Annotated in this window: 17 protein-coding genes; 12 read left to right on the top strand and 5 right to left on the bottom strand. The window is 42.7% G+C overall.

Translation table 11 applies throughout. The annotated features are described in order from the left end of the window. Positions 1 to 67: 67 nt before the first annotated feature. The 4 genes from D6V41_RS16980 to D6V41_RS16965 all read left to right on the top strand — a co-directional run bounded on the left by D6V41_RS16980 (position 68) and on the right by D6V41_RS16965 (position 4,036). The gene (locus tag D6V41_RS16980) at positions 68 to 1,189 is read left to right on the top strand and encodes an adenylate/guanylate cyclase domain-containing protein (protein WP_179952568.1); all 1,122 of its coding nucleotides are present in this window, start codon (positions 68 to 70) and stop codon (positions 1,187 to 1,189) included. A 158-nt stretch (positions 1,190 to 1,347) separates the two neighbouring features. Continuing rightward, a complete protein-coding gene (locus D6V41_RS16975; RefSeq protein ID WP_136252741.1) occupies positions 1,348 to 2,520 on the top strand; it encodes an HDOD domain-containing protein in 1,173 nt (390 codons plus the stop codon). A gap of 121 nt (positions 2,521 to 2,641) precedes the next feature. Beyond that, entirely contained in the window at positions 2,642 to 3,457 is an 816-nt protein-coding gene (locus tag D6V41_RS16970; RefSeq protein ID WP_136252740.1) for a MipA/OmpV family protein, read from the top strand. 63 nt (positions 3,458 to 3,520) lie between these two features. Then, on the top strand, positions 3,521 to 4,036 hold the full coding sequence (locus tag D6V41_RS16965; RefSeq protein WP_136252739.1) for a hypothetical protein: 516 nt from the start codon (positions 3,521 to 3,523) through the stop codon (positions 4,034 to 4,036). Positions 4,037 to 4,166: 130 nt separating this feature from the next. Here the strand turns inward: D6V41_RS16965 and D6V41_RS16960 are convergent, their stop codons facing one another. Next, positions 4,167 to 4,853 carry a hypothetical protein gene (locus tag D6V41_RS16960; RefSeq protein ID WP_136252738.1) on the bottom strand — a complete coding sequence of 229 codons (687 nt, stop codon included), beginning with the start codon at positions 4,851 to 4,853 and terminating at the stop codon, positions 4,167 to 4,169. Then, on the bottom strand, positions 4,850 to 5,596 hold the full coding sequence (locus D6V41_RS16955; RefSeq protein WP_136252737.1) for a hypothetical protein: 747 nt from the start codon (positions 5,594 to 5,596) through the stop codon (positions 4,850 to 4,852). Before D6V41_RS16955 ends, D6V41_RS16960 begins: the two co-directional genes overlap by 4 nt. Before the next feature lie 228 nt (positions 5,597 to 5,824). On the opposite strand from D6V41_RS16955, the gene D6V41_RS18490 reads away from it, so the two are divergent. Continuing rightward, positions 5,825 to 5,947, top strand: a complete 123-nt coding sequence (locus D6V41_RS18490; protein ID WP_277750984.1) for a hypothetical protein — start codon at positions 5,825 to 5,827, stop codon at positions 5,945 to 5,947. 147 nt (positions 5,948 to 6,094) lie between these two features. Here the strand turns inward: D6V41_RS18490 and gorA are convergent, their stop codons facing one another. Beyond that, positions 6,095 to 7,453, bottom strand: coding sequence for a glutathione-disulfide reductase (gorA, locus tag D6V41_RS16950; protein WP_136252736.1), 1,359 nt, complete (start codon positions 7,451 to 7,453; stop codon positions 6,095 to 6,097). 321 nt (positions 7,454 to 7,774) lie between these two features. On the opposite strand from gorA, the gene prlC reads away from it, so the two are divergent. The 5 genes from prlC to ubiB all read left to right on the top strand — a co-directional run bounded on the left by prlC (position 7,775) and on the right by ubiB (position 13,949). Further along, positions 7,775 to 9,835 carry an oligopeptidase A gene (gene prlC, locus D6V41_RS16945; RefSeq protein WP_136252735.1) on the top strand — a complete coding sequence of 687 codons (2,061 nt, stop codon included), beginning with the start codon at positions 7,775 to 7,777 and terminating at the stop codon, positions 9,833 to 9,835. A 23-nt stretch (positions 9,836 to 9,858) separates the two neighbouring features. Next, positions 9,859 to 10,584 carry a DNA-3-methyladenine glycosylase I gene (locus D6V41_RS16940; RefSeq protein ID WP_241664585.1) on the top strand — a complete coding sequence of 242 codons (726 nt, stop codon included), beginning with the start codon at positions 9,859 to 9,861 and terminating at the stop codon, positions 10,582 to 10,584. Between the two features lie 209 nt (positions 10,585 to 10,793). Next, a complete protein-coding gene (gene ubiE, locus D6V41_RS16935) occupies positions 10,794 to 11,576 on the top strand; it encodes a bifunctional demethylmenaquinone methyltransferase/2-methoxy-6-polyprenyl-1,4-benzoquinol methylase UbiE (protein ID WP_136252734.1) in 783 nt (260 codons plus the stop codon). Position 11,577: 1 nt separating this feature from the next. After that, positions 11,578 to 12,324, top strand: a complete 747-nt coding sequence (locus D6V41_RS16930; RefSeq protein WP_136252733.1) for a ubiquinone biosynthesis accessory factor UbiJ — start codon at positions 11,578 to 11,580, stop codon at positions 12,322 to 12,324. After that, on the top strand, positions 12,321 to 13,949 hold the full coding sequence (gene ubiB, locus D6V41_RS16925) for a ubiquinone biosynthesis regulatory protein kinase UbiB (RefSeq protein ID WP_136252732.1): 1,629 nt from the start codon (positions 12,321 to 12,323) through the stop codon (positions 13,947 to 13,949). Before D6V41_RS16930 ends, ubiB begins: the two co-directional genes overlap by 4 nt. A gap of 55 nt (positions 13,950 to 14,004) precedes the next feature. Here the strand turns inward: ubiB and D6V41_RS16920 are convergent, their stop codons facing one another. Then, a complete protein-coding gene (locus tag D6V41_RS16920) occupies positions 14,005 to 15,516 on the bottom strand; it encodes a Ppx/GppA phosphatase family protein (protein ID WP_421907919.1) in 1,512 nt (503 codons plus the stop codon). A gap of 33 nt (positions 15,517 to 15,549) precedes the next feature. Further along, positions 15,550 to 16,866, bottom strand: a complete 1,317-nt coding sequence (gene rhlB / locus D6V41_RS16915) for an ATP-dependent RNA helicase RhlB (protein ID WP_136252731.1) — start codon at positions 16,864 to 16,866, stop codon at positions 15,550 to 15,552. 99 nt (positions 16,867 to 16,965) lie between these two features. On the opposite strand from rhlB, the gene trxA reads away from it, so the two are divergent. Together trxA and rho are read left to right on the top strand one after the other, a co-directional pair. Further along, positions 16,966 to 17,292 (top strand): thioredoxin TrxA, encoded by a 327-nt coding sequence (trxA, locus tag D6V41_RS16910; RefSeq protein WP_136252730.1) that lies wholly within the window; start codon positions 16,966 to 16,968, stop codon positions 17,290 to 17,292. Positions 17,293 to 17,674: 382 nt separating this feature from the next. Next, the gene (gene rho, locus D6V41_RS16905; RefSeq protein WP_136252729.1) at positions 17,675 to 18,940 is read left to right on the top strand and encodes a transcription termination factor Rho; all 1,266 of its coding nucleotides are present in this window, start codon (positions 17,675 to 17,677) and stop codon (positions 18,938 to 18,940) included. Positions 18,941 to 19,047 lie beyond the last annotated feature (107 nt).

The raw sequence follows: 19,047 nt of genomic DNA, 5'->3' as shown, positions 1-19,047 counted from the left end.
GATCATGGGCTGGCATATTTGCCGGCCCTTGCATATTAACAACGCTTAATTGGATTAACTTAGTTGTATGTCAGTTGGACAACTTGCTTTACCGCTTCTTTTAGTACTCTCGATTGCCGTTATTGTAATGGCGTATACCATTGTGCGCTTACGTCAGAGACTGAAACTGTTAACGCGCAACATGCTAGGCAATTTGCCACAGCTGCATAAAGCCGCCGATGAAGAAGAAACCACCTCCGACGATGAAAAAGATACACCCGACCGGCGTTTTGTCGATAAAGCAGATGAAGCTCAACGATTAATCAAGACCTTTCAGAAATTTGTACCCAAGCAGTTTGTTGATCATATAAAAGGCAAAGACGCCAGCTCAATCGAATTGGGTAAAGCAGCTGCAGATGAAGTGGCTATTTTGTTCTGCGATATCAGAGGCTTTACCGGTCTTTCGGAACAAATGCAGCCTCATGAGCTCATGAAGTTTTTAAATTCCTACTTTTTGCGAATGAACGATGCTATTCATCAAAACAACGGTTTTATTGACAAGTTCATTGGCGATGCAATTATGGCGCTCTTTGACCATCCGGGTGGCAACAACTCTAATAAAGCACTTGATGCTATTCGTGCTGCGGTTGATTTGCATGCGGCGCTTGCCATGTATAACAAGCAGCGCACCAGTGTTGACTACCCGCCAATCGAAATAGGTGTGGGTGTGCACTTTGGACCGGTGATCATTGGCACTGTAGGCTGTGATGATCGCATGGATACAACGGTGATTGGCGATAGCGTAAATATCTCCTATCGCCTTGAATCACTGGCACCGCGATACAACGCTGATATTATTGTAAGCAGCCAGGTGCTTGACCAATTGTCCATAGATTCAAAAACCGAAATTGCTTATCGTTTTGTTGATTTTGTTCGAGTAAAAGGGCGTAAGCAACCTATCGAAGTGTATGAAATTCTTAATCATCTGCCCAAAGACATTCAGCTATCTCGTTACAAAACGGGCTCAATGATTCAGCAAGGCGTAGAATATCGCAAAAATAAAGACTGGAAAAACGCAATGAAGTGCTTCCATGGAGCGCTCATGATTGACCCGGAAGATGATCTGGTGATCCATCATATGGAGCAGTGCCATAGAATGCGCATTGCCGATCTTTCAGGTTCCTCAGATGGTGCCTTAAATACGTTTTAGTATTTCTACTCGCCGCCGATAACCTTAAAAATTAACCCACTCGCGAAGCGCGTCATTGCAGGTTTTGGGTACAGCGTATCAGGCTATATACCCAATGCATTAATTTCCTGTGATATAACACGCACGACTTTGCTTTTTGATTAGGTATCGGCTTAAGAATGGACACTACTAGTATATTAATTCCTGTTGTCATCTTACTATTGGTGATTTTATTGCTGTGGCGTTTGCGCAATGCCGGTCAGGAAAAGGATTATTCAAACACGCTTTTGAAAGTGCGAAAAAAGCGTCAAGGCTCAATATACTCCACTCCCAAATCGCCAAAAATAGCCATTGAAAGCAGTAAAAACGATGTAGTGGAAGAGTCCAGTGAAGCCACTTCGCTATCGCCCCCACCAGAACTGGCAGAAATTCAGTTAATTGACTATGAAGCCTTTGTAAAAGAGCACAAGGCAAGCAATGAGTTTAAACGCTTGCGTAAGCCCCATCCTCTTTTGATGTCTTTGAGTCGAAGCATTACTGATGCGCAGGAACTTATTAATATCGTTAAAAGTGACCCTGAATTGGTGGCAATGGTGCTAAATATGGCCAACTCACCATTTTTTGGCCTGCGTAAAGCCATCACAGATATTAATCATGCCGTTGTATATTTGGGCATTGCACAAGTCAAAAACCTCGCTACGCAATTTGCTATTTCACAAAGCTTCGAATTTGAAAGCGAAAAGCAAAAAGCGGCGTATGAGAAGATTTGGAAAACCAGCTTCCTGGCAAGTGCAATGGCATTGCTTATTGCACGTGAGGCAAATCTTGAAACGCCCTCGGAGCTGTCAACACGTTGTTTATTGAGCTATTTAGGAGACATCACGCTTTTATCCATGGATGCAAAAGCTGCAAACTTTTATATTGACCGAATGCCAATGTACATGCGCGTTCGTGGTATGCAGTCTTTATTTAAAAGCAATGCTGCGGTAATGGGCGGCTTATTTGCACAGCACTTAAAGCTACCAAAAGAGCTGCATACCGGCATCGGTATGAGCTACCAGCCTCTCACTAATGACTGGGATCGCACCTACCTGACAGACGAAGAAATTCAGGACACACTGTTTTGTTACAGCATCTGTCGTGCGGCTGAATATTACATACTTGAGCAAGACGATGTGTATTCAAAAGATCCGAATTTTAGTTACAAAAAATCAGCCAAACCTGAGTTTTACCATTTAGAGCAGCAGTTAGAGCAACACGGGCTGTCACATTTAAACAAAGTCATAAGTGCCGCTGGCACAAAAATGAAGCTGTCTCATATGTTTGCCAGCTTGAAGGAAAAGATGAAATAAGCAAAGCGAGTCGCTCGATTTATCTACATAGGGTTGAACGATTAAACCTTTTTAATTTAAAAGCCCGTTATGTAAATAGGGCGTAGAGAGCTTAAATGATTTTGCATCACAGGCTTTAACTATGTTTCTTCAAACAGGCATCATAACCTCAATCAAATATAGTGTGTTTACTATTGCAGTAGTTGCATTCGCTATTCTAAGTATTTGTTCATTTAAACAGGCAAGCGCGCAAGACTCTGAAAACGCAAAAAGTGCCTGGTCAGCTGGTATCGCGGGAATAGGAAGCTTAACTCCGTATCGCGGAGTAAGCAGCGAATCGCTGATTGTGCCAATTGTGGCTTACGAGGGAGAGCGTATCATCTGGCGTGGCCCATCGTTTCAATACAAATTTACTGGCACTGAACGCGGTGAGCCCAGCCTGCGATTAAGTATTGAGCTAGCGCCAAATGAGCTTGAGGCAAGCGAATCTAATGAGCTTAATGGTATTGAAGATAGGAATTTATCGTTTTTAGCTGGTTTGCGCTACGTCTATCCTACCGCCTATGGTCAATTTAATGCAGTTTATCAAACAGACATTACTGGGGAGCACAATGGACAAAGGGGGGCGTTGAACTTTGAGCGACCAATATTTCAGGATCCACAGCGTAGATGGATGATAAATGCCGGCGTTCAAGTTGAGTATCTTAGTAGTAATTATGCTGACTATTATTTTGGTATTTCACGCGAAGAGGCAGCACGCTCAATATTTGAAGAGTACGCAGTTGGCGCAGTATGGCAAGGCGGCATTACATTAGGTGGGTATTATCAGTTCAATCAAGATTGGCAAGTAATAGTAAGTACTCGCTTTTTATCATTAGCCAGCGATATTAAGAATAGCCCGATCGTGGAAGACGATTATACCATCGACGGATTTATTGGGGTGACCTATCAGTTTTAAGATCACTTTTATTAAATACGGAGTTACGCCACTATGGTGACCTTCTATAAATTTACGCGAAGTATGCGCCGATTTGCACTAATACTTGTAATGAACGCTGTTGTATTAGCAGCAATGTATTGGGTGGCAATAAACTATATCTGGACCGAACAAGAACATAGCTTTACTCGAACCACGCTTCCGGCAGTTCTCATCATAATTGAAGCGCTCTTACTTGGTCTTGCTCTGTACTTTTATATTCGAAACCAGGAAGTCCAAATATGGGTAAGTCCAAGTGAATTTCATTACAGCGACCCCGTTTGGGGAGATTTTGGATTTACGGTTTCGGTAAACGACATTGTAGCGCTTCGTCAAATCAGAAGTGCCACTAATAATTCTGACAAGCATTTACTGCAACTAAAAAGTGGCGAAACTAAGCAAATCATGTATCAAAACTACTCTGTTGATAGACAAAAATTATTTGATGCACTCAAAAAGGCAAATCCATCAATAGTGGTTCCATCCGGCCCTTGGGAATATGAAGTTACTCGCCCACAGTGGGCCAAAAAAATACGCGAGAAAGCAGGCTTGAGTGATTAGCGCTTTAAAGCGCGAACCAATCGAAGAAGACAATCCGAATAAGACAGATTAAATTCAAGTGGCCTGTAAGTCCGCGCTCAAGTTAATTTAGTTCTCGAAAGTTGAGTATCTCTAGAAAGTTTTTATGCTCCTACAAGCTGCTTTGATGATTAATAAGAAATGGGGTGAAGATATAGGAGACAATGTCATCGTATTTATCTTTTGATAAAAATCGTTCATCTTCTGCATCTAAGCCAATAATTATTGACTCTGGAAAATCATCACGGAAAAGATAATTAACTTTCAAACTAATTGCTTCTTTTGTTTGCCTTGAAGAATTTGGAATCACTTGACTCTTTTGCTCAGTATTAGACCATATTGTTAATCCGGTGTTTGATTGGACGATTTCTTTAACTGGCATGATAAATGCGATTACGTGGATAGAGTCGTCAGATGCAAATATGTCGGAGGCAGTTTTTTTGATACTGTTAGTAAGAACTAAAGTGTTCATCTGTCCACTCTTTGAATCAAATAGCCCCCCAAAAGAATTTGCATTTTCATTAAACTTGCTTTGATTAACTTCGTGTTCATAGTTGTATCCATATTTATCTGCAAACGATTTTACGTCACTTGTGAACATGCTTGTATAAGGCAAAAAATCTGGTGAGTATGCAGGAGGCAACCAAATGAAATTTATTGAGTTTTGTTCGCTCTGAAAGTCAACAAATAAGTTGGAACCAGATATAGGTGAGGGATCATAACTAGTAAAGTTAGTTGTCTTACAACCTGCAGTGCTCATTATAAGAAGAATAAGGAAAAGAAACTTTTTAAAACTCATCTGTTCTTCTGTCTATGTGATGCTAAATTTTCAAAAGCGAAGTTTAAGGCTTCTATAAGTTGACTTTCGTTATCAAAAAGTAATTCAGGCTTTTTAGTTTCGAGTTCTCCATCATCGTCAAACCTTGCTAAAAGCTCAATGCCTCCGCCGCCAAAGGATATAATATTGTTTTGTGCATCACGAAATCTCAGATATAAGCGAGCGCCAGGCAGATGTCCTGTCTTATTGACAAAAAGTGAGCCTAATACTTCACTCGCATCAACTCCTTCAGCTAAGTAGTCCTCACTTTGACCCCACCATGATGCATTGTAACCTGAAAAGACGTTGTTGCTAAAATGGGCTGGGACAATGTCTACACCTACAAACAAAAACGCATCTATATTCAACTGGGATTTAAGCGTTTCTAAAGCTTCTATAAAAAGCTGATTGTGAAGCTCTTCGTTAAGCTGTCCAGTATTTGAGTTATAAAGGTTGTCCGTCTTATTTTCGAGCTCACTTAAGACATTAAATAATGCGCTTGCATCAACTACATCAAAACCTAAGCTTCTCAATTCATTCTGCACGCGTTCAGAATAAAAATTTTCTAAGTACGGTTGAAAGTAAGTTAATTCACTGGTCGTTGTGAAATTAACATAGCCTATCCTGTTGTACTGAGCGACCAGTGTATCGGTGTTTAAATAATTGGGTGTAGATTTACATGCACTTAGGAAAAGTAAAAATAAAAGAGGGATAAATCGGATCACTGCGTATAGTTCCTTGTGTGGTAACGCTCCATAAATTTGAGTTTATATTAAAAAATATTAGAAAGGCAAGCTTGAAACGTAATACGGGTTTCCCTTCAACTGCGTTGCATGTATCTTTGCTCTCTTTCTAGTATCTACATAAAGTCAATGATATCTACGCTGTAAAACGGGTTAATAAGTTGTTGAATACCCATTGTAAGAATAAAAGCCATGACAGCAGAACTTAAAATGTCCACATCAAATGTTGATTTTATTAGTATTCCTAAAAATCCTCCTAATACGGCAGAGCTTATCAACATCGATGGTTTATTAGGAATATACTCGGTATTGCAAGACTTACACGCTCCATAAAATTTATATATCAGGGGCAAGCGCTCCGAAAACTTTATTTCATTGCTACAACTAGGGCATTTTACGCTCAACATTGACATCTTCCTTATACCGAAGTGCAATTTGCGCTTCGGTATTCCTAAAAAATTGCGTTCTGCTCTGTGATTACTACATGGTGACAAACTCTTCCGCAGAGGTTGGGTGAATCGCCACGCAGTTGTCAAAATCAGCTTTTGTTGCGCCCATTTTCATCGCAACGCCGAAGCCTTGCAGAATTTCATCCATCCCAAAACCGATACCGTGAATGCCTACAACCTTTTCTTCTGGTCCTGCGCACACTAATTTCATGCGAGTGGCTTGGCGGTGCTCGGTGACGGCGGTATACATTGCAGCAAAGCTTGATGTGTACACCTTTATACCTTCTTCGCCGTAAGCTTCTTTCGCTTCTTTTTCACTTAATCCCATCGTACCAATGGCAGGATGACTAAAAACCACAGTAGGTACATTGGTGTAATCCATTTTCCAGTCATCTTTGCCGTTGAAAAGTCTTTCAGAGAGGATCCGACCCGCTTTAACCGCAACAGGAGTTAACTCAACATGCCCAATATTGTCACCTACTGCATAGATATTTTCCGCGCTTGTGTTTTGATAATCGTCAACTTTTATATATCCACGCTGGTCAACGTCAACATCGGTATTTTCGAGTTTAAGTTTGTCGGTAGACGGTTCACGCCCTATTGCCCAAATCAGTATGTCAGCTTCGATACTGCGTCCACCATTGACTCGAACCAAAAGTGAGCCATCATCTTGCTTTTCCATGCACTCTACTTCAGTGTGTTTGTGCAGTGTAGGCCCGTCTTCTTCCATCAGCTCGACAAGTGTGTCAGAAATCATGTCATCAAAATGGCGAAGTGGTTTTTCACGACGAACCAGTAAATGTGTTTCAGTGCCTAAAGAATGTAAAACACCTGCAAGCTCCACTGCAATGTAACCTGCGCCAACAACCACCGCGCGTTTAGGTTGCTCGTCCAGCTCAAAAAATCCGTCAGAGTCAATTCCATATTCAGCCCCTTTAACGGGTGGTTTAATGGGTCTGCCGCCAACAGCGATGGTGATGTGGTCAGCCGTATATTCTGTTCCGTCAATATCGAGCGTATGGTTATCTTTAAACGTTGCGAAACCTTTAATCAGGGTCACTTTGTTATTACCGAGCACTCTATCGTAAGACTGATGGATGCGGCTAATATAAGCATCGCGACTTTCAATCAGTTTCTTCCAGCTAAAATTGTTTACCTTTACATCAAATCCATAATCGGGTGCATATTTATGAATAGCTTCAGCGACCTGTGCGCCAAACCACATGGCTTTTTTGGGCACACATCCAACGTTTACGCAGGTTCCGCCAATCGCTTTTGCTTCAACTATTGCCACCTTTTTGCCGTAGCGCGCGGCTCGATTTGCTGATGCAATACCGCCGCTGCCGCCGCCGATACAGATATAGTCAAAATGATTGTTTGATGCTGTCATGGTTATCCATTTGTTCAAGTTATTGAAAGTCTGTCTATTACTATGCTGATAAGACCCTAATTTTCAAGTTTTCTTTCACTTTACTTATCTAATGTACTCGGCTCTGCTGATAATAGCTCAGCCAAAATAAAGCTAATTGCGCTTAATTCTTAATATAAACACCTTGTCTTTTTCATCTTCTCCCCAATGTTCACTCTACTTCGTGAATTTTACAATTGACTGCCTGTGTTCATACAAATGATTTAAATTACATTAAAACTAATCAGCTCATGTGACTAGGTCGTATTGCAATAGGTAGTGAAAAACAAAAAGGTTATATCCATGATCACAAAAATTTCTTCAAGCGATGCCAAAATAGACTTTGATAATCTTCCAGACTTTTCAAGCATCGAGCCGGGTAACATTGTTGAGCAAGTTAAGCAGGCAATAGACAAGTGTAAAGCCCGCGTTGAAGAGGTCGTTGAACGTGGAGAGGTAAGTTATCACGCGCTGGTTAGTGAGCTGGAGCAAGTAGATGATGAACTAAGTCAGTTGTTTTCTCCAGTTAGCCATATGAATTCGGTGGTCAGTTCTGATGCGTTAAGAGAAGCTCATGATGCCTGTTTGCCACTATTATCTGAATATTCCACCTATTTGGGGCAACACGAAAAACTGTGTGCGCTTTACCAAGCCTTGCAAAAAAGTGAGGAGTACAGCACTTTGAATAGGGCTCAGAAAAAGGTTGTGGATAACGCAGTTAGAGATTTCACCCTTTCAGGTGTGTCGCTCGCGCCTGAAAAGAAAAAACGTTTTGCCGAAATTCGCAGTCAGTTGTCAGACTTATCATCCGCTTTTTCAAACAATGTGATGGATGCAACTTTGCATTTCACCAAGCACATCACTGAGGAATCCGCGCTAACAGGTTTACCCGACTCAGCAAAAGCAGCCGCCGCTCAACTGGCCAGGCAAAAAGAGAAAGAGGGGTATTTATTTACACTGGATATCCCAAGCTACTTACCGGTGATGATGTATGCAGATAATCGCACTCTGCGAGAAGAGATGTACCGCGCATACAGCACGCGCGCCTCTGAGCTCGATACAGAAGACGGGAAATTTGATAATACCGATACGATCAAACAAACCTTAGTGCTACGCCATGAGTTGGCCCAATTACTAGGCTTTGATAATTACGCGCAGTATTCGCTTGCAACGAAAATGGCTGAGTCTACAGACCAGGTTGTTGGCTTTTTAGAAGACTTGGCGACAAGAGCAAAACCGCAGGCTGAACAAGATTTGGCTGAGTTAAAAACCTTTGCACAAGAAGAATATGGTGTCGATACTCTGGAAGCTTGGGATTACGCCTACTATTCAGAGAAGCTAAAGCAACAAAAGTATAGTATTTCGGACGAAGAGCTTCGTCCTTACTTTCCTGAAAACAGAGTGATTGAGGGCTTGTTTGAAGTGGTTTCACGCCTGTATTCTTTAAAAATTCTGGAAGTAAAAGGTGTCGATACCTGGCATAAAGATGTCCGATTTTTCGAAATACGTGATAAAAACGATAATCTTAGAGGGAATTTTTATCTTGACCTTTACGCTCGTGAGAAAAAGCGTGGAGGGGCATGGATGGATGAATGTCGAGTAAGACGGGTTAATCTTGAAGGCAAGCTTCAAAGCCCGGTCGCTTATTTAACTTGTAACTTCAACGCGCCGGTGGGAGATAAACCCGCTTTGTTTACTCACGATGAAGTGGTCACGCTCTTTCATGAGTTTGGACACGGCATACATCACATGCTTACTCAGGTTTCTGTAGGCGGTGTTTCTGGCATAAATGGAGTGGCTTGGGATGCAGTGGAGCTACCCAGCCAATTTCTGGAAAATTGGTGCTGGGAAGAAGAAGCACTGAGCTTTATTTCAGGTCATTATGAGAGTTCAGAGCCTCTTCCAAAGGAAATGCTAAATAAGCTATTGGCGGCGAAAAACTTCCAGTCAGCCATGCAAATGCTTCGTCAGCTGGAGTTTAGTTTGTTTGACTTTAAGCTACATCTTCAAGATGGTAAAGATGTCGAAAATGTGAAAGTGCAGCAAACTCTTGACGAGGTGCGGGAAAAAGTATCGGTGATAAAACCGCCAAGCTTTAATCGCTTCCAAAATAGCTTTGGGCATATTTTTGCAGGTGGTTATGCAGCGGGTTACTACAGTTATAAATGGGCGGAAGTGTTATCGGCAGACGCGTATTCAAAATTTGAAGAAGAAGGGATCTTTAATCCTTCAACCGGTAAGCAGTTTTTGGAAAACATTCTGGAAAAAGGAGGAACCGAAGAGCCAATGGCTTTATTTGTTGCTTTTAGAGGCCGGGAACCTAACATCGAAGCTCTCCTGCGACACAGCGGTATTGCCGCCTAGCGGTAGTTGAGGACGCGCAAGGCATGGACTTAAATACTGGTAACACTATGGCACTTGAGAGTTTTGACGCGATTTACGAGCGAGTACGAAAACGCAAAGGTAGCCAAAAAATGCTCGAATCGCTTTTAAGCAAAACGGTAAGCAAAGCCCAGCTTGCTAAAATACCAGACGATCGCTTTTTAGCTGAGTTCAGCAAAAAAGTGTTTCAATCTGGTTTTGTGTGGCGAGTCGTCAGGCAAAAATGGCCCGATTTTGAAGAAGTATTTTGGGGCTTTAATATCGATAAAATCGTTTTAATGCCCGATGAAATGCTGGAAAAGAAAGCAACGGATCCTAAAATTATCCGCAATCTTAATAAGGTGCGCACTATTCGTGACAATGCAATGATGATAAAAGATGTGTCTCGTGAGCACGGCAGCTTTGCAAACTTTGTGGCGAATTGGGACGCTTCGGATATCATCGGTCTGTGGGCTTTTTTAAAAACGAATGGCGCTCGCCTTGGCGGTAACACAGGCCCCTACGCGCTGCGATTCTTAGGAGTAGATACGTTCTTACTATCTCAGGATGTTGAAGGATATTTTGTTCAGCACGGCATTATAAGCGGCTCTGCTCGTTCAAAGCGTAGTTTGAGCGCAATACAAAATGCCTTTAATTGCTGGCACGAGCAAAGCGGTAGAAGCTATACCGAACTTTCGCAGTTGCTTGCGTTTAGCGTTGGAGATAATTACGTCGGCATGAAAATTATCTAGCAGAACGTCAAGTTTGAATAAGCGAGCAATGCACTCACAGCGTTTATCTTTACCGCTAATTGAGCTAGTATTGCTGGCATCAAATCAAAGCGTTAAGACTGTATGAGTAATACGTCAATGTTCGACTTGTAATCTGGTTGTGGCCTTATTACGGGCCACGCCCACTACCTGATAAACGTACTAGTAAGCAAATGCACACGAAGGCCAATATGAAGCATCAGCAAGCACAAGCCGAGTCTGGCGAAAAGGACGACAACATCACCGATTTTGGTTTTAAAAAAGTCAATAAATCCGAAAAGGCGAATATGGTCGCAGATGTATTTCATTCGGTCGCCGCTAAATACGATGTGATGAACGATGTTATGTCGATAGGCATTCACCGAATGTGGAAACGCTATACCATCGATTGTTCAGGCGTAAAGGCAGGACAGCGTGTGCTGGACCTTGCTGGTGGTACTGGTGACCTGGCAGCAAAATTCAGTCGAATTGTAAGTAAAACCGGGCAAGTCATTCTCGCTGATATTAACCATTCGATGTTAATGGTAGGAAAAGAGAAACTCACCAACATGGGCATAGTCGGGAATATTGATTATGTGCAGGCCAATGCAGAAGCGCTACCATTTCCCGATAATCATTTTGATTTAATTACCATTGCCTTCGGTTTACGCAACGTCACTGATAAATCCGCTGCGCTCGCTTCAATGTTTCGCGTGTTAAAGCCCGGTGGTCGCTTGCTGGTATTAGAGTTCTCCAAGCCAACAAGTGAAGTCTTGAGCAAAGTCTATGATGCGTATTCCTTTCACGTATTGCCGCGCATGGGTAAATTAATCGCAAACGATGAAGAGAGCTACCGCTACCTGGCTGAATCGATTCGTATGCACCCAGACCAAGCGACCCTTGAGCAAATGATGCAAGATGTCGGATTTGAGCAAACCTCTTATCATAATCTAAGCGGTGGTATTGTCGCTTTGCACAGAGGCTTTAAATTTTAGCATGCGCTCAAATTCGTCTTCGTCGGCTATATCGGGTATTTCCTCACTTTTAGGCTCACTCATTGAAACGTCTGTTAATCAGGCAATTCGCGTTTCTGTAAACGGGCAAGATCTTATTGAACCGCTTGAAGATAAACGCTGCATTCTTTTTATACAGGAATTGGAACAAACGCTCGCTTTTCAGTTTTCAAATACGATTTCGCCGCAAAAAACTCATTACGTGGATGTGCTTTTTTTATCGCCTTTAGATCAAAATGACATTTCGTCACTCAGCCAGAACGAGTGCTATGTCAGCATTTCGCTTTTTGCCTTATCAGAGCTCAAAGATACAAGTAAACTCACTAAACTTATTAAAGAGGACAAGCTGGATTTTTACGGTGATTTGGGTATTTTGCAAAAAGTGAGCAAAGTATTTAGTTCAATTGAATTTGACTTGGAAGAAACTTTGTCGGCCTATATCGGTGATGCAGGGGCCTATAATGTGCTTGAAAAGAGCAAAGCCTTCGGTGAATTTGCACAAAAACAACATCAGTTGTTTATGCAGACCTTAAGTGATGCAGCGCTTGAAGAAAAACCTATCGCTGTGAGGCCTATCATGGTCGCGAATTTTGTTGATGAAGTAAGAGCACTTAAAACGGATGCAGAGCGACTGGAAGCAAAGTTAAATCGTTATCTAGAGCGTACATGTAAAGACAGGGAAGTGGGCAAAAGTGAGGAGAGTCAAGGCACGAGGAGTCGCAAATCGTGAAAATAGCTCGAATGTACCGAATTGGTGCTGTATTGCTCGAACATGGACTTGACGAACTCATCCCTAAACGTTTCCGGCCTTGGTATTTTCGCTGGTGGCGAAAATGCATTTTTTGGCTCCCTAATAAACATAAGCACGAATCGCAAGGTCGACGCCTGAGACTGGCGCTCGAAACGCTTGGGCCGGTCTATATCAAGTTTGGTCAGATGCTATCCACAAGACGTGACTTGTTGCCTCCTGATATGGCGAATGAATTAATGGTGTTACAGGATAAAGTACCGCCATTCGACTCTGAGCAGGCCCAAGCGATCATTAAAGAAGCCTTGCACATCGACAGTTTGGAAGAGCTGTTTGATGACTTTAATCCCACACCGCTTGCTTCTGCATCAGTCGCTCAAGTGCACACTGCAAAATTAAAAGAAGAAAACAAAGAAGTCGTAATTAAAGTCCTTCGCCCAGGTATTAAGCAAACTATTGAGGCGGATGTGGATTTACTCAGTGCCTTTGCTTCGCTTGTTCAAAGATGGCTACCCGACGGAAAACGTTTGCGGCCAGTGGAAGTGGTCAAAGAGTATCGGCGCACAATTTTAGATGAATTAGATTTACTCAGAGAAGCGGCAAACGGCATACAAATTAAACGTAACTTTGAAGGCTCACAGGCTTTGTATGTTCCTCATTTTTATTCCGAGCACTGCCGCAAAAATGTGATTGTCCTGGAGCGGATTTATGGCATTCCGGTATCGGATATTGATGCCTTGATTGCGCAGGGAACTAACTTAAAAATTTTGGCAGAGCGCGGTGTAGAGGTGTTTTTCACACAAGTGTTTAGAGACAGCTTTTTTCACGCCGATATGCATCCTGGTAACATATTCGTTTCATACGAGCACCCTGAAAATCCCAAATACATTGGGATTGATTACGGCATAGTGGGCACGCTTAATAAAGAAGATAAGCGTTATCTGGCAGAAAACTTTATTGCTTTTTTTAACCGGGATTATCGTAAAGTTGCTGAGCTGCATGTTGATTCTGGTTGGGTGCCCGCCGACATTAACATTGATGATTTTGAGATGGGGATTCGCACCGTATGTGAGCCAATTTTTCAAAAACCTTTGGCAGATATATCGTTTGGCAACGTATTGCTTCAGTTATTTAACACTGCTCGACGTTTTGATATGCAGGTACAACCGCAGTTGGTGCTGCTGCAAAAAACATTGCTGTATGTTGAGGGCTTAGGTCGTCAGCTTTATCCGCAGCTTGATTTGTGGAAAACCGCTAAGCCCTTTTTAGAAAACTGGATGAAAGAGCAAATTGGGCCGAAAGCGATGTTCAAGCAAATTAAAGAAAATTTGCCTTTTTGGAGTGAAAAACTGCCCGAAATGCCAGATTTGCTTTATGACACCATGCGGCAAGTAAAGCATCTGCCTCGTTTGCTAGAGCAGCAGCATCAGGAGCAGCTAAGGCAACGTGCTCGCATTCAAAAAGCACGGATCACCGGTCATCTGGCTATCGCGCTCAGCGTAGGCGCACTTGCCGCCCATTTGTTAGGTCAGCATCATCTCTATAGCGGATTATTGGGATTAGTGGCAGCGTATTGTTGGTATAAATCATTTCGTTTGCTGTCTTGACTTGAGCTTGACTTAACATAAAAGCAGTGCAATCAATTCTTTGAGACAGACCTTGCTACTTGAGCTGTAGTTGCCATCCTGCTTTGTGCTGAAGCCAGCATTCGTGCATTAACTCAGTATGAATAAGCGGATGCACGAGCTTTAAATCTTTTTGAAAGTACAGCTCCCAGCCACCTTCTTCGTTCACCTTCATTCTCACTTGCGGCACGGCGTCATCGCGTCGTCGATTTACCAAGATCACTGATATGCGCAAAATACGCATGGCATTTATTAGCATATTCTGAAGCGTAAGTTTGTAATTGCTTAGCACACTTAAATCGATGTCTTGCCGATGCAAGCGAACCAGATCGGTGATCATCATACGCTGTAAGGTAGTAAAGCCGGTTAATTCAACGTGAGAGAGTATGTAAGCGCCGTGGTCGTGATACGCTTTAAAGCCAATATGTAAGCCAATTTCATGAAGTGCAGCAGCGGCGCCCGTAACAACCTCTGTATCAAAGTCGCAGAACTTGGTTTGGTCGCACATTTGTCTGCATAGTTTCACGGCAATATCTCGCGTGCGTTTACTGTGGGCCTGATCAATGTGAAAACGTGAGATCAATTGATTTAAACCTTGCTGACGTCTATCGCTTTTCTGATAATTTTCAAGCATGCCATATAAAATCCCCTCTCTGAGCGCACCGCCTGATATCTGCATGTTATCGATATTAAGCACTTCGAAAAGCGCAATCAAAATGGCTAAGCCGCTTGGAAAAATTGATTGGCGAGCAGGCACTAAACCATCGATTTTAAGGTTTGAAATATGTTGGGCGCTTATACACTGAGATTTGAGGTCATAAAGATATTCCAGACGGATAGCATCATTAATACCCTGTTTAACTAAAATCGAAGTTACCGCTTGTGGCGTGCCTGAGGCGCCTAAACATTGCTCCCAATCAAAACATAAAAAGGTATCTTTATGCTGACTTATCGCCTCACGTGCTTCACTTATCGCGCGCTCAAAACCCGCTTCACTTAAGTCACCCTCTGTAAAAAACTTATCCATATAAGTGACACAGCCCATATTCAGGCTCGTTAGGTAAAGAGGCTGTAAATCGCGCCCCACAATGACCTCGGTGCTTGCTCCGCCTATGTCAATTACAAGCGAATTGCCTTGGTTTGCAGAGGTATAGGCTACGCCCAAATAGATTTGACGGGCTTCTTCCTCTCCGCTGATGATATTAATTTTGTGGGATAAAATTTGCTCTGCCGGCGTTATAAAGTCCGACACATTTTGTGCCAAACGTAAGGTAGCAGTGGCAACAATTTTAATATTGGCAGGTGGAATGTCCTGTAGCTTTTCGGCAAAATTTCTCAGGCAATTGAGCCCGCGGTCGATGCTTTCCTGATTTAGTATTTGGCTTTCATCCAGGCCCGCCGCCAGGCGAACCTTTTGTTTGTTTTTGCTGACAATTTGCACGCTTCCGGCAAGGACGCGCACAATCACCATATGAAAGCTGTTAGAGCCTAAGTCTACCGCCGCATAGTATTCATCCTGTAGCGTCGAAAGTGCAAAATTTTCCATCATATTCAATTAAACACCTTGCAAGCTGATAAATGCTTATGATGGTTTACGCGGGCTTCGACGGCGGTTTGCACCGTCTTTTCTAGGGCCTTTGCTATTGCGTGCACCGCCTTTCGCACCGCCACGTGAGTTACCTCCACGACCACCACGCGGACTGCGGGTTTTCATGCGAGGGGGTTTTACATCATCGAGTAAGTGCAGCGGATTATAATCGGTAACGGGAATATCATGGCCAATATAGAGCTCAATAGCAGTCAGATTTTGTGCGTACTTTTCGCAGGCAAAACTGATCGCTTTACCTAATTCACCGGCTCTACCTGTGCGTCCAATACGATGCACATAATCTTCCGCATCATCGGGTAAGTCATAATTAAACACATGAGTGACTTTATCGATATGCAAACCACGCGCAGCAACGTCGGTAGCTACCAGTACATCCAAATTACCTTGAGTGAAGTCGTCTAAAATGCTCAAGCGCTTTTTCTGCTGCACATCGCCAGAAAGTAAGCCCACACGATGGCCGTCTGATTCTAACCATCCTGCTACCCATTCACAGTCGTTTTTGGTATTGGCAAATACAATGGCTTTATCGGGCCACTCTTCTTCCATCAGAGTCAGTAACAACAGAGGCTTATCTTCATTTGATGGGTAAAAAAGCTCTTCACTAATGCGTGAATTGGTTTTTGTATCAGGCGTACTTTCCACGCTAATTGGATTGTTCATGTGCTCGTAGGCAAGCTCCTGCACACGCATGCTTAGTGTGGCAGAAAACAGCATATTCAATCGTTCGGTAGGCGGCGGCATGCGTCTAAATAAATAGCGGATGTCTTTAATAAAGCCTAAATCAAACATTCTGTCGGCTTCATCTAATACGGCGACCTGAATATTTTCCAGCGAGAATACGTCTTGCTTGTAATAGTCGATGATGCGTCCGCAGGTGCCGATCAGGATATCGATACCGCTGTTTAATGTTTCGCGTTGACTTTCATAACCTTCGCCCCCATATACCACTCCAACTGATAATTCAGTGTGTTTGGCAAGGAGCTTTGCGTCGTTGTATATTTGCACCGCTAACTCGCGAGTAGGTGCCATGATGATAGCGCGTGGGCCATGTTTGTCAGACGTTTGTGGATTATTTAAAAGGTAATGAAAGGTCGCCACCAGAAAGGTTATGGTTTTACCCGTACCTGTTTGAGCTTGTCCGGCAATATCCTTCCCTGAAAGTAATTGCGGCAAACTCATGTCTTGTATTGGCGTACATTGAGTTAAATTAGCTTCCTCGAGCGCCTTTAAAACTAAAGGGTGAACTGGAAGTGATGAGAATAACGTATTGGTTAAATGTGTAGTTGGCATAGCTTATAGCTTATCATTGCTTGCATTGAAAACCGGATCTATATAACACTATTAGGTAAATCTGAAAACCTCAGATTATTGCCTAAATTGGAGAAAAGAATGAGCGACAAAATTATCGCATTAAGTGACGAAAAATTCGAAGCCGATGTTATCAACGCATCTGGTCCTGTTTTAGTTGATTTTTGGGCAGAGTGGTGCGGCCCTTGTAAGATGATCGCTCCCATTTTAGATGAAATCGCGACCGAATACGAAGGCAAAGTAACAGTTGGTAAGCTGAATGTCGATGAAAATAATGAAACACCGCCTAAATATGGCATTCGCGGCATTCCCACTTTGCTCTTATTTAAAAATGGAAGCGTTGCTGCCACCAAAGTGGGCGCTTTATCTAAAGCTCAGCTTCAAGAATTTTTGGATGATAATATCTAAACCGGTAAGTTTTCGGAGCTAATTAATTAGTAAAGGTTAATTAGTAAAGGGAACTATCAAAGTGGTAAATATACAAAGTCAATTCTCTTAAACGCAGGTAGATTGCCCTGCAAATAATGGGAATTGGCTTTTTTATTTGATCTTTTATACTAAATGCTATGTAAAACTGGACGATAACTAATTTAGGTGCTACCTTTAACGCACTCACCAAGTGTAATCGCTTCGCCTTCGGGCATTTCATACTAAACTCATCGCCTGCAACTATTGTTTGATGGCTTTGATGCGCTCTTTGTCGATGTCGATTATAAAATGTAAATCAATCAATAAACTCTACAAGCAAAAAACATTCGTTTGTCTATACAACTACTAAAGACCCACCAACATGAATTTAACTGAACTGAAACAAAAGCCCATTAATGAACTCGTCGCACTTGCAGAACAGATGGGCCTCGAAAGCCTCGCCAGAGCTCGCAAACAAGACATTATTTTCTCAATCCTCAAAGCGCACGCAAAAGGCGGTGAGGATATTTTCGGCGATGGTGTATTAGAAATACTCCAAGACGGATTTGGTTTTCTGCGTTCAAGCGACTCATCTTATTTGGCGGGCCCAGATGATATCTACGTTTCGCCAAGCCAAATACGCCGATTTAACTTGCGAACTGGCGACACGATTTCTGGCAAGATACGTCCGCCAAAAGACAGTGAACGTTATTTTGCCCTATTAAAGATCAGAGAAGTTAACTTCGACAAACCTGAAAACTCCCGCAGTAAAATCCTTTTTGAAAACCTTACCCCTCTACATGCTAACCAGCGTTTACGCATGGAGCGTGGAAACGGCAGTACTGAAGATATTACCGCGCGAGTATTAGACTTAGCTTCACCGGTAGGCTGTGGACAACGTGGCTTGATTGTCGCTCCGCCTAAAGCCGGTAAAACCCTGCTCTTGCAAAATATTGCGCAATCTATCGCGGCAAATCATCCTGAGTGTCAGCTAATGGTGTTACTCATTGATGAGCGCCCGGAAGAAGTCACTGAAATGCAGCGCTTGGTGCAAGGTGAAGTAGTAGCATCGACCTTTGATGAGCCTGCTAGCCGGCATGTTCAAGTGGCTGAAATGGTGATTGAAAAGGCCAAGCGCCTTGTAGAGCACAAAAAAGACGTGGTGATTTTACTGGATTCGATTACACGTCTAGCGCGCGCATACAATACGGTTATTCCATCGTCAGGTAAGGTGTTAACGGGTGGGGTGGATGCTAACGCGCTTCACAAACCCAAGCGCTTTTTTGGTGCAGCCCGAAATGTAGAGGAAGGCGGAAGCTTAACCATTATCGCCACTGCACTTATCGATACTGGTTCAAAAATGGATGAAGTGATTTACGAAGAGTTTAAAGGCACTGGTAATATGGAGCTGCACTTAAACCGTAAGATTGCTGAAAAACGAGTATTCCCTGCAATTGACTTTAACCGCAGCGGCACACGTCGCGAAGAGTTGCTTACTACGCAGGAAGAGCTTCAAAAGATGTGGATTTTGCGCAAGATTGTGCATGAAATGTCGGAAATTGACGCCATGGAGTTCCTTATCAGTCGCCTGTCGATGACAAAAACCAACGACGAGTTTTTTGATTCTATGAAGCGGCAGAAAGGGTAGGAAATACGCATTCATCATATTCCACAACCATATTAATGTTAGATAATAAGCCCGCTGTTGCGGGCTTTATTGTTTTTCATTTTACTAAAACTTGTCATCCACTCTTA

The organism is Ningiella ruwaisensis (assembly GCF_004798935.1).
In the GTDB taxonomy this organism is placed as follows: Bacteria; Pseudomonadota; Gammaproteobacteria; order Enterobacterales; family Alteromonadaceae; genus Glaciecola; species Glaciecola ruwaisensis.
The sequence above is the reverse complement of the archived record's forward strand: the minus strand, read 5'-3'. Positions and strand labels throughout refer to the sequence as shown.